This window comes from Bradyrhizobium commune, assembly GCF_015624505.1.
Lineage (GTDB): Bacteria > Pseudomonadota > Alphaproteobacteria > Rhizobiales > Xanthobacteraceae > Bradyrhizobium > Bradyrhizobium commune.
On sequence record NZ_CP061379.1, the window covers coordinates 3917940 to 3933302 of the forward strand.

Below are 15363 nucleotides of genomic sequence, written 5' to 3' on the forward strand. Positions count from 1 at the left end.
GCTGCAACGACGTCGCGCGTCAGCTCAGAGTCTCTTTGCAATCTATTGAATATAAAGCGGAATTTGGCTCCCCGGGCTGGATTCGAACCAGCGACCATCCGATTAACAGTCGGATGCTCTACCGCTGAGCTACCGAGGAAAAAGGCGAACCGTTCGTTCGCGCGCGGCTGCGTATAACAAAGCCGCTTGCGCTTGCAAAGGACGAATTCGTCATCTTCCGCAACGCGTGCCTATTCGGCGACGAAAGACGTGGTCTTGGTGCCGGGGTCGTAGCGCAGCCGCAGCACGTTGAACTTGCAAAGGTTGACGTTCTTCCACAGCACGGACTCGTCGTAGTTCTGCCAGTCGACGCGGATGTTCCAGACGCAGCCCTCGTCGTCGTCGTCGAACTCGACATAGGTCGAGGCCTGGTTCTGCAGGACCTTGTCGAGCTCATTGTCCCATTCGTCCATGCCGTCGTCCGGGGCATTGAAGCCCAGGAACTTGATGGCATAGCCGGTCTCGTTGACGACGGAGACGTTGCGGGCGTCAGCGGCAAAGGAGGCGGTGGCGGCGAGCGAAAGACCGATGGCGAGCAGTCCGGAGAGAAAATACTTCATATGAAAATCCCCCGATCGAAAGCGGCTTCGGCGCCTGACGTCGATCGGCGCAGGCGCCGCGGCAACCAACGGCGTTGCCTTGAGAGATTCGTCCGGAGTGCGATCGAAAGGTTCAACACGCCTCGATCAGCACCCCGGCTCGTTGCGCGACGCGAGACGCGCAACGAGCCCGTTTCTATCGATTCGAATTCTCCGCAGCAATGAACGGGCATTCATAGATCGGCGGTGTTTGATGTCTCCGGCGCAGGCGCCGGCACCGCGGCGCCGTTGGCCTTGCCGCCCGTCACGGCGCCGACCAGCGTCTTGACGGGATCGTCACCCGGCGCAAAGCCGCTCTGGCGCAGGATCTCGTCGATCATCGGACGTAGCGCATGCACCTTGAGGAGCTCGCCGGCGAGCCCTTCGCCGAAGCCGACGCCGCCGTTGCCCGCAGCCCCGTTGCCGCCGAAGGCGCCGCCGGTATGGAGGATGCGGACGTCTTTGAGATTGGCGATCGGCCTGACCATCTCGGCCAGCGCCGACGGCATGATCTCGATCCGCCTCTTGGCGATCTCGAAATCGATGACGTTGCTGCCGAGCTTGTTCTGCGCCTCATTCTTCATGGTGATGACGGCGGCCTCGGCTTCACCGATGTTGCGGACGCCGACCGCCTTGATCTTGTTGGACTCGGCTTCCGCGGTGGCCAGCGTCTTGACGGCCTCGGCGCGGTCGAGCGAGGCCTTCTTATCGGCCTCGGCCGCGACGATCAGCTCGGTCGATTTGCGCTCGGCCTCGGTGCGTGCCGCAAGCACCTGGGTGAGACGGGCGCGATCGGCGACCTCGACCGCACGCGCGGTGACAACCTTTTCCTCCGCGGAGACGGCGAGCGCCTCCGCCGCCTTGGCTTCGGCGACGGCTTCCGACGTCGTCTTGCTCTTGGCTGCGATCTGGATCTCGTTCTCCTGAGTGGCGATCTGGATTTCGCGCTGGGCGTCGGTCTTGCGCTTGTTGATGGCGAGATCAGACTCGATCACCGCGGTCTCCTTGACCTGCTTGGCGCCCGCCTCCTTCTCGGCGACCGCCCGATCGGTATCGATACGGGCGTTCTCCTCGGTCAGGCGCGCCGTTTGGGTCGCGGTTGCGACCTCGGCGCGGGTGCTGGCCGTCTTATTGGCGATGTCGCGCTCCTGCGACAGTTCCGCCTCCTTCTTGGTCCGCTCGATCGTCAGGGTCTGCTGCCGTGCCTCGAGGTCCTTCTGCGCGATCGCGACCTCGTTGTCGCGCACAATGGCGTTGCGGTCGCGCCGGCGGGTTTCGGTGATGGTCTTGAGCTGGGTCAGACCTTCGGCGTCGAAGAAGTTTTCTGGGTTGAAGAATTTGACGTCGGTCTGGTCGAGCTTGGTCAGCGACACCGACTCCAGCTCGAGACCGTTCGATTTCACGTCGGACTCCACGGTCGCCTGCACGTGCTTGACGAAATCCGAGCGCTTTTCCTGGAGCTCCAGGATCGTCATGGTGGCCGCCACCGACCGCAGACCGTCGACGAACTTTGCTTCGACCTGGTTGCGCAGGGCTTCCGCATCGTTGGTCAGCGCGCCCAAAGTCTGGCTCGCCAGCGCAATGCTCTCATCGTCGGGGCGGACACGGACGTAGAACTCGGCGACGATGTCGACGCGGAGCCGGTCCTTGGTGATGAGGGATTCCCGCTCCTTGCGCTCGACCGTGAGCCGCAGCGTCTTCAGATTGACGCTGGCATAGGAATGGAAGATCGGCAGGATCATGGCGCCGCCGTCGAGCACGACTTTCTTGCCGCCGAGGCCGGTGCGCACGAAGGCTTCGTCGCGGGTGGCGCGCTTGTAGAGAATGGTGAAGACGATCCCGATAACGACGATCAGCGCGACGCCGATCATGGCCGGGACTGCGATGTCGAACATGACTTTCTCCGCTAATGAGCTGGCTTGCTAGCTGCTTAGAGTAGGTTTGGACGGCTTGAGTTCATCGTCGGCCTTGACCGCCACGAAGCGGGTGTCGACGCGATCGACCAGGAGGACCAGGGTTCCCTGCGGAAGGGGCGATGACGACGGCGCCGCGACCGCCAGGACGAAGTGCCTGTTGCCGTGGATGTCGGCGACGCTGACGCGGCCGGGCGGGCCCTGGTCGAGCGGGCCGACCACGACCTCGCCGACGCGGCCGACGAGATCGCCGAGGCCGACCGCGTAGCTTTCATCCTTCGGAATGATCCGCGCGATGGCGCCGCTGGCGGCGCGGACCAGCGGGACCGACACGGCAACGGCCCCGACCGAGGCAATTGTCGCCGGCAAGGGACCGGCGACCAACCGTGCGACGTCCTGGATCAGGAAGCCGGTGATCGAGAAGGCGCCGAGCACCAGCAACAGGAAGATCAAGAGCGGCACGCCGCCGACATTGATCCAGGAGATGGCGTTGATGACGCCGTTATCGCTGGGATGGCTGAAATCGATGCTGGTGCCGAGCATCTCGCTGAGCGAGGCCCCGACCAGCATCGTGACCACCTCGAGCGACCCGACGATGAGGATCATGGCCGCCGCGATCGCGAACGGCCTGACCTCCGGCGCCATGACGTGTTCGAGCAATGTGCTCATGACACGAACCTCAGGAGCGCGACTTCAACCGCGCGAGCCTCGCCGCAATCTCCTTGTTGCGATGCAAAGCGCTGAGCTCGTCGATGTCGCTCGAATACGGGATGCCCTGCGGCACGCCGGTGGCCCGTGCCACCGCCTTGCCCGCACGCAGCGCCTTCGCCGCCGCCGAAGCACCGCCGGGCTTCCGCGGCGAGGTCGACGCCTGGTGGCTTGCGGCCGCTTCGCTCTTCTCGAGATCGGCGCGGCGCTGCTCGGCATCCTGGAGCGCCGACAGCACCGCACGCAGCGAGGTGACGCACTGCTCGATCTTCTCGTTGTTCTCGTCGATGGCGCGGGAGAGCACCTCGAACTGCGCCTCGAGGTCCATCTGCCGCGCGATGCCGGCGCGCGCGAGATCGTCGCGGCTGTCGGCGATCGCGCCTTCGATCTTGGCGGCGAGATCGGTCATCTCGCGCTCGATCTCGGTGCGCCGGGCGTTGAGCCGGTATTCCTCGGCGCGGGCGGCTGCGAGCGCGTCGCGCGCCTCGGCTTCCGCACGCTCGATCTCGCGGATGGCCTGTCCGACCACCCCAAGCTTGTTCTTGCCTTCCGCCTGCTCGATCGCGTCATAGGCGATCCCGGCGATCAGACGTCCGACCCGCGACAGGAAGTTCTCGGGAGCGGCTGCGATGGTATCCATGGCGTTCTCCTCCTCTGGCAGACTGTTCGGCGTGACGCCGTAGTGAACTTCAAAGCCGTCGTCGGTGCGGATGAGGTGCGCGGGCACGCTCTGCCCCCAGCCCTCGGCATAACCGGCGTAGTCGAAGGGCACACTGAAGCGCCCTTGCACGGTCGCAATCGAAATGGTGGCCGGCCCCTTGATCTTGGCGAGCTTGTCGTCGAGCGGCAGGCGTCGTCCCTGCGCCGCGCGATAGTCGGCGCGATCGCGCAGGCCCAACGTCACCAGCCGCGACGGCAGCGCGGTCTGTTTGCGGATCGGCTCGTAGGCGTGAGCGTGCAGCAGCACGACGTTGGACCCGACATTATGGGTCCGCGCGACCTCGTCCAGGATCTCCATCATGCGGTCATAGGCCTGGAACGTCGCCTCCATCGCGGCCTTGGCGGCCGGATCAGGGGCAAGCCTGTAACGCAGCGCAGACGGCGCGTTTCGGGGCGACTGGCTCATGGAAAGCACTAAAGCACCATTTTGGTGCTTTACAAGGGGGGAGCTCGATCACGTTCCACTGATCCTGATGCACTCTGGAGGTTAGTCGCTGTCGCCCGGGGCCGCGTTCAAGGCGGGCCATCACCTCTAAATCACCGCCGATCAAGACTTCTTGCACCCGCGGGTTGCAATTTGAGACGAAGTGGAAGGAGCGTTTGGCTGCCCGGCCGCCACTCTCCCCCCGTCATCCTGAGGTGCGAGCGATGGGGCGCTGTGCGCCCCATCGGGAGCCTCGAAGGATGAACGGCCGAGAGGCAGCCGGGCCGTTCACCCTTCGAGGCTCCCGCTACGCTCCGGCACCTCCAGCGACAACCGCTTCGCGGTTACGCGGGGATGACGATGACAGAAAACTTCGGCACGCCATTTCTCTACAGCAGACACAGATCCGCATCCTCGCGGCCTGTCTCGCCCGAGCTTTGCTTCGTTGCGGCACCCTCTTTTGTCAGAGGGCGCAGGGAAGGCCGGGTGCCGGCTGGCACCCGCGGTCCACTGTGCGAAGTTGCGCTACAAGAGGCTGCACAGCGGCATACAGGTGAAGCCCAACACACGGCCTTCCCTGCGCAGTGGTTTGACGGCTTATGCCGAGTTCTCCCCGGGGAGCGATGCACTATTGCCCCCGTCGCCTTGCAGATGACTGATGCGCGCGCCCGGTCGGGCCGCCACATCACCACAAGACTTGGCGCACAGACCTCGGGCGCCAGGACGACACGGTTTTGCCGTACGCTAAATCACACCGGTCGTGTGCGCGCCGGTTCTCGCTCACGGTTGCCCCGCCCTGCGATGCCTTTCGCGCCGATGTGACATGCGTCCACCGCCGCTCACCCCGCGTTTCGTGACGATCGCGATACGCCCCTCTGACCGGGATGAGGTGGCGATGATCTACTGCAAATCAGAAATTCGGTAAAGCGGAATATTTTCGCCGCGTGCGATTGACCCGCCATTTGTGTGTTTTGCCCGACGAGCCGCACAAGGGATTGTAGCTCGAAGCCGGCCGCCTCACGGCCGCCGGCAGACCAGATCGATCTCGATCAGCGCGTCATAGGCAAGACCGGTGACGCCGACGCAGGTGCGGGCCGGCAGGCGGCCGGGCGCGAAGTACGTGCGGTAGGTCTCGTTCATCGCGGCGTAGTCGTCCTTGAAGCGCGTGAGATACACGCGCGCCATTACCACGTGCTCAAGGGCGAGATCGAGGCCGGCGAGAACCACCTTCAAATTCTCCATCACCGCACTGGTCTGTGCGACGATGCCGTCAGGCAGGACGCCCGGTGTCTCGGGCGTATCCGGCATCTGGCCGGTGACAAAGACAAAACCGTCGGTCTCGACGGCGTGGCTGAAGGGCGCGACCGGCTTCGGGCCGCCGCTGATCATGTGGAATTTCACTTGAGCTGTCCTTGGTTTTAGGGCGCGTTCTGGAACAGACGCTTGCTGAGGATGGCGTGCACGCCCCAATTGCCGTCGACGACCTGGGTGACGCCGAAATCGACCGCGGCCGACATCAGCGCGATCGCCTCGTCCTCGCTCAGGCCCTTCACATTCATCAGGAAGCGCCGCATCTTGCGAAAGGCGTCCTTCATCGCGAGGTCGAGCGAGGACTTTGCGTAGACCTCGCTCTGGCCCTGGGCGCCGAACTCGGCGAGGTAGTTGGGATGGCTGAAGCCGGTCAGCACCCAGTCGGTCTCGGTCTCGATCAGGGGATAGGAGAGATCGGCAAAGGGTTGGCCGGCGAGATCGGCCTTCTTGTGCAGGATCACCTCGAACGTGCCGGTCATCGAGCACTCGATTGCCGTTCCGCTCAGTTCGCCGTCGCCCTGGACCGCATGGGGATCGCCCACCGACAGTAACGCTCCCGGGACCGAGACGGGCAGATAGACGGCAGACCCCTTCCCCAGCCGCCAATTGTCGAGATTGCCGCCGAAATAGGATGGCGGCACGGAATCGATGAAGTCGACCTCGCGCGGTGCAACCGCGATCACGCCGAAATGCGGACGGAGCGGAATGCGGATGCCATCGAGCACCGCGTGGCGACGCTTCACGGTGCCCGGCAACACGGGAATGCCGGGATAATCGTAGGTCGTGTGGACCACGCCGGAGGGATCGGTCTGTGGCTCCCAGCGGTAGGAGTAGAGCGCGCGGGCGTGGGACGCCGCGCCGCTGTCGAAGATCTCATAGATGGTCACAACCTCGCGCGGCTTGGGACCTGCGAGAAACTCGTTGTAATGGTAGCCCCACCAGGCCGCGACGGAGGAGCCGAACACGCGGCCGGCATGGGCGGGATTGCGGCTCGCGCGCGGCACGATGTCGAGGATCCGCACCTCGAGCACGTCGCCGGGCTGCGCGTCCTTCACGGCCACGGGTCCCGTGCAGATGTGTACGCCAAATCCCTCGCCGGCGCCGCGGCCGAACACGCTGGCGTCCATCGGGCCGGCGCCGCGGCGATCGACGTTCTTCCGGTCCGCCGTCCAGCCGAACACGCTTTCGGCGGCGTCATCACCCACGATCATCGCCTCCGGATCGTCGGAAGCGTGCTGGGTCAGCGTCTCGATGGTGATGGTGTCGCCGGATGTGATCTCGATCTGCGGCGGCAGCGAGCGGCTGAAATAGCCCCAATGAACGCGGCTGGCCTCGACCGGAAGATGGTGGTGCCTGCGCTCGGCGGTTCTGGTCTCGACCGTGCCGGCGCGGGTGATATTGCTGCGTGCCTCTGCGCCACTCTGATGCGCGCGCGCCAGCGCTTGCTGCGGCCAACCGCGCTGGCCGGCGGCGCCGTGCTGCGCGGTCGCCCGCTCCGCCTCCTGCTGGCGGAATTCACGCGGCGGCAAGCCGAAGCGATGACGAAAGGCGCGGCTGAAATGCGCGGAATCGCCAAAGCCATAGGCATAGGCGATTTCCGAGATCGAGCGATGCGCCTCGGCCGGATTGGAGAGATCGGCCCAGGCGCGCTGGAGCCGGCGCTCGCGGACGTAATGGGTGAAATTGTCGCCGACCGTCTCGAACAGCTTTTGCAGATAACGCTCGGAGATGCCCTCTGCCTGCGCGACACGCGCCGGCACCAGCTCGGGATCGTCGAGCCGGCGCTCGATGGTCTGGCAGATCCGGTGCAGCAGCGCCGCCTGCGTCGCGCTCGATCCGGCGTCGGATGTCGAGGCCGCGAGATGATGGGCGAGTGTCAGCAGGAGATCCACGAGCGATTGCGCGACCGCATTCCATTCCGCGTCGCTCAACGTGTCGAGCGTGCGCGCGGTCGCGTCCAAGAGGCGCGCGAACACGTCCGCAAAGCCGCTGGGCGGAACGACGCGGGGCTCGGGCAGCCGCGGCTTGCCCGACAGGCGTCCGTGCAGCGCCTCCGAGGTCACCGACAGCACGATGGCGCGCATGTCGCGCTGGAATACGATGCTCCAGTCGCCGCTGCGCGGCAGCAGCACGAGATGGCCGACGGGAACGATGCGATGGCCGGCCGCGCTCTTCAGCACCATGCCGTCCTCGACCGGCATCAGCGCGATCGGCAGCTCGTCGTTTGCCTGCGCGAGTGGCGCGACACTCTGTGCGCCGGCGGCCATGCGCGTCAGCGCCACGCCTGCGGCATGACGATGCGAGGCGGTCGCGTGTCCGTCATAGAAGGAATTGTTCGTTGCCGGTTGCAGGCCGACCGCGGCCAGCACGTCCCGCCAGGCCTCGGGGCGGTCGTCTTGTGCGTAGGACTCGCTCGTGAACGGGCGAAAACTCATCGGATCGACCCAGATTGCAGTCGATCGAAGCAACCTCTGTGCCAGACGCACGCGATCTTCCGTCGCAGCGACGGGGCGCAAATGATCTCCGCTCTTCACTTGTTCATCTCGAAAACGGAATACCCTTCAATGCATTAGTCACACCGGAACATGTTTTTGCGGATCGTGCCATGAACACCCCAATTGGCATCGACCACCTGGGTGACGCCGAAATCGGCACCAACCGACATCAGCGAGATCGCCTCGTCCTCGCTGAGGCCGTGCACGGTCATCAGGAACCGACGCAGCTTGCGAAACGCATCGCGCATCGCACGGTCGAGACTGCTGTGATTGGCAATCTCGGTTTGCGCATCGGCGCCGAGGGCTGCGAGATAGTTCGGATAGGTGAAGCCGTAGAACGACCAGGCCTGATCGGTCTCGAGCATGGGATGGTCGAGGCCTTCGAGATGGGTGCCGGCGAGGTCGGCCTTCTTGTGCAGGATGAACTCGAAATCGCCCGTGAGCGATGTCTCGATCGCGGTGCCGCCGAGCTCACTGTCGCCTTGGGCTGCATGGGGATCGCCGACCGAGAAATAGGCACCGGGCACCGCGACCGGATAGAACATCCGCGCGCCCTTGCCGATGCGCCAGTCGTCGATGTTGCCGCCGGTATAGCTCGGCGGGATCGAGCTGACGAAATCGGCTTCCGATGGCGCGAGGCCCATGGTGCCGAAATGCAGCCGCGCCGGCACCTTGACGCTTGCGAGGATGTTTTCGCGTTTCCTGATGGTGGCGTGGTCGACGCGGACGCCGGGATAGTCGATGGTCGGATGCACGATGCCGTCGGGATCGGTCTGCGGCGTCCAGACGTAATTGTAGACGGCTTTTGCGTAGGGCTCGCCCGAAGTGTCGAGCTCGAAGATGGTGACGACCTCGCGCGGCTTCGGCTCTTCGATCAAATCGTGATAGTGAAAGCCCCAATTGGCGGCGACGTTGGAGCCGAAGCAGCGGCCGGCATGGCAGGCGCTGCAGCTCGGCCGCGGCCGCACGTCGAGGATGCGCACTTCGAGAATGTCGCCGGGCTCGGCGCCTTCGATCGCGACGGGACCTGTGAGGAGGTGCACGCCGATCCCCTCGCCTGCGCCGCGGATGAACGGTCCTTCGACCGGGCCCGAGCCGCGGCGCGCCACAGCCTTGTGCTCGCGGGTCCACTGGAACACGCTCTCGGCGCCGGGATCGCCCGCAATCATCCGCTCGTAATCGTCATTGGCGTGATGGGTCAGCGTCTCGATGGTGGCGCGATCGCCGGAGCGCAGCGTCAGAGCCGGGGTCACCTTCTTGGAGAAGTAGCCCCAATGGACGGTCTTGGGCGAAACCGGCAGCGTGAAATGCTTCATGAGGTGGCCTCTTTCGGAAACGCGGTCTTGCACGTCGCGGATGCGGCATTCATCGCACCGCCTCCGGGGTCTTGTCGGCTTCCATCACGCTGAGGAAACGCGCGGTCAGCGGATTGCGGGGATTGGAGAGCACCTCGTGCGCCGGCCCCTCCTCGATGATCTTGCCGCCGTTCAGGAACGCGACGCGGTCGGCGACTTCATCGGCGAAGCGGATCTGATGGGTCGAGATGATCATGGTGAGACCGTCGTCGATGGCGAGCCGCCGGATCACCTCCAGCACCTCGTTGACGAGCTCGGGATCGAGTGCGGAGGTCGGCTCGTCCAAAAGCAGCACGCTCGGGTTCGGTGCCAGCGCACGCGCAATGGCGACGCGTTGCTGCTGGCCGCCGGAGAGATGCCGCGGCAGCGCATCGGCGCGATGCGACAGGCCGACGCGATCGAGCAGCTCGGTCGCACGCCGGTCGGCATCGATGCGGGTCATGCCGTGGACCCAGCGCAGCGGCCCCGCGACGTTCTCTCGCGCCGACAGATGAGCAAACAGGTTGAATTGCTGGAACACCATGCCGACGCCAACGCTGGCGCGCTCGTTGGCGATGGCGCGCGGCGACAGCGGCTTGCCATCCTCGGCAAAGCCGAGCCGCCGGCCGCCGACCCGCACGGTGCCGGCATCCCAGTTTTCGAGGTGGTTGACGCAGCGGAGCAGCGTGCTCTTGCCCGAGCCGCTCGGCCCGAGCAGCGCAACGACCTCGCCGACGCGCACCGTGAGGTCGAGGCCGTCGAGCACCTTCTGCTTGCCATAGCTCTTGATGAGGTCCCTGGCCTCGACCGCGATGTTGTTGCGCGCGATCGTCGCGGCGCGACGGGCGCGCTCCTCGCGGGTCAGCGCCAGCGGGGGCGTGTCGGTGAGCTCTGCCGGCGCCGGTTCGGGATCGGCGGCAGTCGCGTCGGCAAGCGTGAGCCTGGTGGTGAGATCGACGCGGCGCCACGGCAGGTAATCGGCCAATTTTCGCTCGCGCCCCTTTGTAAGGTCCTTGGCACGATCGAGATCGAGCAGCCACTCGACGAACAGCTGGATGGCGCTGATGGTCGCGGTCAGCACGAGATACAGAAGGCCCGAGGCGAAGAAGATCGAGAAGAAGTCGAAGGTCGAGGACGCAAGTTGCGTCGAGCGCAGCGTCAGCTCCTGCACCGCGACGACGGAGGCGAGCGAAGAGTTCTTCAGCGCGCTGACCGCCTCGTTGCCGAAAGCGGGGATCATGGTGCGGATCGCCTGCGGCGCGATCACGCGGCGCATCAGGACCGATGGCGTCATGCCGAGCGCCTGGCCTGCCGTCACCTGGCCGCGGTCGACGCCGAGCACGCCGGCACGCAGCATCTCGGCGATGAACGGCGCCTCGTTGCAGGCGAGCGCGAGGCCGGCCGCCAGCACCGCCGGCAGCTTGATGCCGATATGCGGCAGCGCGTCGTAGGCGAACACCATCTGGAGGATCAGCGGCGTGCCGCGGAAGATCACGGTGTAGCCCCGGGCGATCGCCGCCAGCGCCCAGAAGCGCGAGAGCTGCATGCCGGCGAGGATCAATCCGAGGATCAATCCGCCGCCGAGCCCGAGGGCAGTCACCTGAAGGGTGAGCTCGATGCCCTCGAGCAGATACGGCATGCTCAGGTAATGGAGGAACAGCGACATCAGTCAGCCGTCAGAATGTCCGGCTCCTTGAAGTTGTTCACGTCGAGCCCATGCTTCTTCAAAAGCTCCATATGCGTGCCGGCCTTCTGCACCTCGATCAGCGCGGCGAGCACGGCGTCGCGGAATTTCGGCTTGTCCTTCGGCACGGCGATGCCGACCGAATACGGGATCGTCACCGCGATCGCCTTCTCCAGCTTGTCCGGATAGGCCTTGACCGCGCTGTCGACGGTGTTGACGTCGTTGACATAGGTGTCGGCACGGCCGGCGAGGATCGCCTGGATGCAGTTGGCGTTGTTGTCATAGAGCTGGACGGTCGGCTCCGCCTTGCCGGCTTTCTTGCATTCCGGCGCCAGGGCCTGGACCAGCGGCACCTCGACATAACCGGTGTTTTCCGCCGCGGCTGCGCCGCACATCGACATATTGATGCCGTTGATGCCCTTCGGATTGCCCTTGGCGACCAGCACGCCGTCGAACACCTTTGAATAGGTGATGAAGTCGGCGGCCTTGGCGCGCTCCTTGGTGGCGTAGATGTCGGAGATCACGATGTCGGCCTGCCCTGCGGACAGCGTGGTCAACAGCGCTGCGAACACCACGGGCTTGTAGGTCAGCTTGAAGCCGAGGCATTCGCCGATGGCCTCGCCGAGATCGACGTCGAAGCCGATATATTTGCTGGGATCCTTCGGGTCGATCGTCTCATAGCCCGGCGTGTGCGGGTTGATGGCGTTGACGAGGGTCTTGCCCTTCCAGTCCGGATATTTTTCCTGGAGCGCGGCGCAGGCGGCGGGCGCTGCCGCCTGCGCACTCAGCGGCGCGGCGGCGACGAGGCCAAAAGCGATGGCGGCGCCGAGCGCGACCCTGCGCCATGGCAATGATGCACGCGCGATCCCCCGCGCCTGGGGCAAAACCCGTCTGTCCATCTCCAGCTCCTTCGAATTGTCATGGCATCGGCCATGTTCCAGATCTCGGGAGCGAGCCTAGGTGGGATGCGAGCGGAAAAGCTTGTCCGCGGGCGTACAAAAAATTGGATGAAGCGGCCCGCGATTTGGGCAAACGGCTGCACAAAAACTGTTCGTGAGGTGCGATGCCCAGCCGTGCGCAATTCCGAATTCGGGAGAACCAAATCATCTCGTGCTGCGCGGCGATCCGCGCGAACTGCGAATCATTCGGTAAGATGATTTGACGCAGATATGACGGTTGGACGGCCTAGTTGCTTCCGAGTCCGCAGCATCGCCACCGTTCTCCACAGCCTGTCCGCAGCATATCCACAGGCCGACTATGCCGGATTCGCGAGCTCCTGCGAGATACTTGCTGCGCACAAACCCACAGGCCGGGTTTAGCCGCCAGCCTGGTCGAAGACGGTGCGGCATGCCTCGCTCAAATTGGCCCGATTGCGCCGCAGGCAGGCGGTGATGGCGCGGACATTGGGGATGTCGCCGGCGCAAAGCCGATAGACGTCGGGGCTGCAGGCACGTCGCTGCTCGGGGGTTCCCGGCTCCGCGTGGGCGACGGTGGCGAACAGCGTCAGGAACAGCCCGACGGTCGAGGCGCGACGCGCCCGGCTCTTTACACCTGCCAACCGCAAGAACCTCGCCTTCATGACCGTCTCCTGTCCTGCCTAAACCCGACCGCCGCTGGCCGGTGTGGGCAAAGAGGTAGGAGGAATAAATCGCCGGGAATGTGATCTCCTTCACACTCTCCACATGCCGTAGGAACCTAAGCTTGCGCCGGGGATTTTTCAGAAATCGCTAACCAAACGGGGCCCGATCGCCGGATCGTTAAAATGCGAACGATCGGGTCAATCGGGCAACAAACCGGCTTTGCGACAGTGCGCCATCCGCGTTCCGGAGGGTGTGATGAGCGAAGCCGAATTCAACTTGCTGCTGGATGCCGTGTGCGACGCCATGATCCATGACAATTTCGCGCCCGCGCCGGAGGAGGAATTCGTGCCCCACTCGTGGAGCTTCGACGCGACGCCCAGGAAAACTCCAATGGCCGCCAACGACAACGAGGGTGCTTGGCCCCTCCTGCCCTTTCCGGACGGCTGGTACGCCGCCTGCTGAGAGGCTAGCCAGACCTCACGAATAGCCGGACCGCACGAACGGACGCGCAACGCGCCTCCCCCGTGCGCTGAGATCAATTCTTGACGCTCTCCTCGCCGTCCTGCGGCGCCCGGTCGGGTACGGCCGGCGGGAAGATGCTGTCATAGATCGCACGGGCCTCGCGAATGAGGCGAGCCCGCTCCAGCTCAGACTTCGGGACAAATTGGACGATGTCGCCCACGGGTGCTCCAGCGCTCGTTGTTGGGGATCGCATCCTTCGCAGATGCGAAGTCTATGCCATCGGGCCTGAATCGAGGGTTTCCGGCAAGCCCCGGGCAAACCCGGTGGCTGTGGCTGCGGCACGCGCTGTCCGTGCGACCTGCGGAACCCGGAGATATCAGAATTTGCGCTGAAAGATCAGGAGCTTGAGATGGAGGCCACGACCAGAATTGAACTGGTGTACACGGTTTTGCAGACCGTTGCGTAACCACTCCGCCACGTGGCCCCGTAAGGGCGGACCAATATAGGGGATCAAAGGCATAGGCAACCCCGACCGGGCGGTTATGCCTTCGCAGCCCCGAGGTAGCGCGCGAGAATCTCCTCGGTCGTGCCGGCGGCGGTGATCCGTCCCTGCTCCAGCAGGATCGCGCGGTTGCAGGTGCTCTGGATCAGGCCGATGTCGTGCGAGGCCAACACCAGGATGCCGGCGCGCGCCACGATCTCATCAAGCCGCTGCCGCGCCTTCCGGCGGAACTGCTGGTCGCCGACGCCGATCCATTCGTCCAGCAGCACGATCTCGCCCTCGACGGCGGTTGCGACCGCAAAGACCAGGCGCAGCATCATGCCGCTGGAATAGGTGCGCAGCGGCAGGTCGAGGCGATCGCCGAGCTCGGTGAATTCGGCGATCTCCGCCCGCCGCGCCTCGATCTCGGTGCGCCGTGCGCCGATCACCAGCCCACGGCGCATGATGTTCTCGTAACCGGTCGCCTCTTCGTCGAAACCGGCCTGAAGGTCGAACAGCGACAGGCAGCGGCCGAGCACGTCGACGCTTCCCGCGGTCGGATGATAGATCCCGGCGAGAACCCGCAGCAGCGTGGTCTTGCCGGCGCCGTTGGCGCCCACGATGGCGACACGGTCGCCGGCGCGGATATCGAGATTGACGTCGTTCAGCGCGGCGACGATGTGCGGACGCGGTGCCTGCCGGCGCAGCGCCACGGCACCGACGAAGCGACTGCGCAGCGAACGGTCGCGGAACGACAGCACCGGAAACGTCACCGAGACGTTGCGCAGCACGATATGGGCTTCAGGGCTCATCTCCGGCCTCACAGCCAATACGCCACGCGGCAGCGGTATTTTGCGTAGCAGCCGAGGCCGATGACGGTCATGGCGATCGCGTAGACGAGCCCGAGCAGCCACTGCTCGAGATCGGCCGGTTGCGACAGCAGCGGCCGGCGCACCAGATCAAGCAGAGTCGCGAACGGATTGGCCCGCGTCAGCCAGTGGAACGCGGTTCCGCGCACGCTGTCCTCGGTCCAGATGATCGGCGTCAGGAAGAAGATGAATTGCAAACCGCTGACGATGGCCGAGCCGATGTCGCGAAAGCGCGCGCAGAGCAGGCCGAGCGCGACCGAGCCGCCGAGCAGCACGACGAGCAGGATCGCGAAGCCGGGCACCACCAGCAGCATGTTCCAGTGCAGTGGCCAGGGCATCACGAGATAGAGCAGCACGACGATCACGAGATGATGCACGAAGATGAGGACGTTGCGCGCGATCATCTGCAAGACATGCACGATCAGCGGCGCCGGCACCGCTTTGATCAGATGGCCCGAGGCCACGAAGATGTTGGAACCCTCCTGGAGCGTCGTGGCGATCAGGGTCCAGACGATCAGGCCGACCGCGAACGGCGGCAGGAAGCCGGCGATGTCCTGCTTGAACAGAGCCGCATAGACCGTGCCGACACTCACGATCGTCGCAGCTAACGTCAGCGTGATCCAGAGCGGCCCGATCACGGTGCGCCGGTAGCGCAGCGAGATGTCCATCAGGGCGAGCGTGCCCCAACGATCGAACTGCTCCGCCTGGGCAAGGATCTCCTTCGCTGCGCTCTGAATTCGACTGCCCCTTCCGCTTCCGGTTTTC

At 64.9% G+C, this 15363-nt stretch carries 14 protein-coding genes and 2 tRNA genes; 1 reads left to right on the forward strand and 15 read right to left on the reverse strand.

All coding sequences use genetic code 11. The features are described 5' to 3' along the window. Window positions 1–64: 64 nt before the first annotated feature. The 11 genes from IC761_RS18480 to IC761_RS18530 form a co-directional block, all read right to left on the reverse strand. Window positions 65–139: transfer RNA gene (locus IC761_RS18480), tRNA-Asn, on the reverse strand. A 91-nt stretch (window positions 140–230) separates the two neighbouring features. Then, window positions 231–599: a hypothetical protein gene (locus IC761_RS18485; protein WP_195798088.1), complete on the reverse strand. Its 369-nt coding sequence runs from the start codon at window positions 597–599 to the stop codon at window positions 231–233. A gap of 212 nt (window positions 600–811) precedes the next feature. Next, window positions 812–2512, reverse strand: coding sequence for a flotillin family protein (locus IC761_RS18490; protein ID WP_195798089.1), 1701 nt, complete (start codon window positions 2510–2512; stop codon window positions 812–814). A 27-nt stretch (window positions 2513–2539) separates the two neighbouring features. Further along, complete coding sequence (locus tag IC761_RS18495; RefSeq protein ID WP_195798090.1) at window positions 2540–3199, reverse strand: OB-fold-containig protein; 660 nt, start codon at window positions 3197–3199, stop codon at window positions 2540–2542. Between the two features lie 10 nt (window positions 3200–3209). After that, the gene (locus IC761_RS18500) at window positions 3210–4373 is read right to left on the reverse strand and encodes a PspA/IM30 family protein (protein ID WP_195798091.1); all 1164 of its coding nucleotides are present in this window, start codon (window positions 4371–4373) and stop codon (window positions 3210–3212) included. A 1026-nt stretch (window positions 4374–5399) separates the two neighbouring features. Continuing rightward, a complete protein-coding gene (locus tag IC761_RS18505; protein ID WP_195798092.1) occupies window positions 5400–5783 on the reverse strand; it encodes a RidA family protein in 384 nt (127 codons plus the stop codon). 17 nt (window positions 5784–5800) lie between these two features. Further along, window positions 5801–8128, reverse strand: coding sequence for an acetamidase/formamidase family protein (locus IC761_RS18510; protein ID WP_195798093.1), 2328 nt, complete (start codon window positions 8126–8128; stop codon window positions 5801–5803). 134 nt (window positions 8129–8262) lie between these two features. Continuing rightward, window positions 8263–9504, reverse strand: coding sequence for an acetamidase/formamidase family protein (locus IC761_RS18515; RefSeq protein WP_195798094.1), 1242 nt, complete (start codon window positions 9502–9504; stop codon window positions 8263–8265). A gap of 49 nt (window positions 9505–9553) precedes the next feature. Further along, window positions 9554–11188: an amino acid ABC transporter permease/ATP-binding protein gene (locus IC761_RS18520; protein ID WP_195798095.1), complete on the reverse strand. Its 1635-nt coding sequence runs from the start codon at window positions 11186–11188 to the stop codon at window positions 9554–9556. Continuing rightward, window positions 11188–12105: an ABC transporter substrate-binding protein gene (locus IC761_RS18525; RefSeq protein WP_195798096.1), complete on the reverse strand. Its 918-nt coding sequence runs from the start codon at window positions 12103–12105 to the stop codon at window positions 11188–11190. Before IC761_RS18525 ends, IC761_RS18520 begins: the two co-directional genes overlap by 1 nt. Before the next feature lie 416 nt (window positions 12106–12521). Then, on the reverse strand, window positions 12522–12785 hold the full coding sequence (locus tag IC761_RS18530) for a hypothetical protein (RefSeq protein WP_195798097.1): 264 nt from the start codon (window positions 12783–12785) through the stop codon (window positions 12522–12524). A gap of 256 nt (window positions 12786–13041) precedes the next feature. Between IC761_RS18530 and IC761_RS18535 the strand changes: the two genes are divergently transcribed. Then, on the forward strand, window positions 13042–13248 hold the full coding sequence (locus IC761_RS18535; protein WP_195798098.1) for a hypothetical protein: 207 nt from the start codon (window positions 13042–13044) through the stop codon (window positions 13246–13248). A gap of 73 nt (window positions 13249–13321) precedes the next feature. Here IC761_RS18535 and IC761_RS18540 read toward each other — a convergent pair whose 3' ends face one another. The 4 genes from IC761_RS18540 to IC761_RS18555 all read right to left on the reverse strand — a co-directional run bounded on the left by IC761_RS18540 (window position 13322) and on the right by IC761_RS18555 (window position 15266). After that, window positions 13322–13468, reverse strand: a complete 147-nt coding sequence (locus IC761_RS18540; protein ID WP_195798099.1) for a hypothetical protein — start codon at window positions 13466–13468, stop codon at window positions 13322–13324. A 190-nt stretch (window positions 13469–13658) separates the two neighbouring features. Continuing rightward, window positions 13659–13732: transfer RNA gene (locus tag IC761_RS18545), tRNA-Cys, on the reverse strand. Window positions 13733–13788: 56 nt separating this feature from the next. Further along, window positions 13789–14541, reverse strand: a complete 753-nt coding sequence (locus tag IC761_RS18550; protein WP_195798100.1) for an ABC transporter ATP-binding protein — start codon at window positions 14539–14541, stop codon at window positions 13789–13791. 8 nt (window positions 14542–14549) lie between these two features. Continuing rightward, window positions 14550–15266, reverse strand: coding sequence for an ABC transporter permease (locus IC761_RS18555; protein WP_246791268.1), 717 nt, complete (start codon window positions 15264–15266; stop codon window positions 14550–14552). Window positions 15267–15363 lie beyond the last annotated feature (97 nt).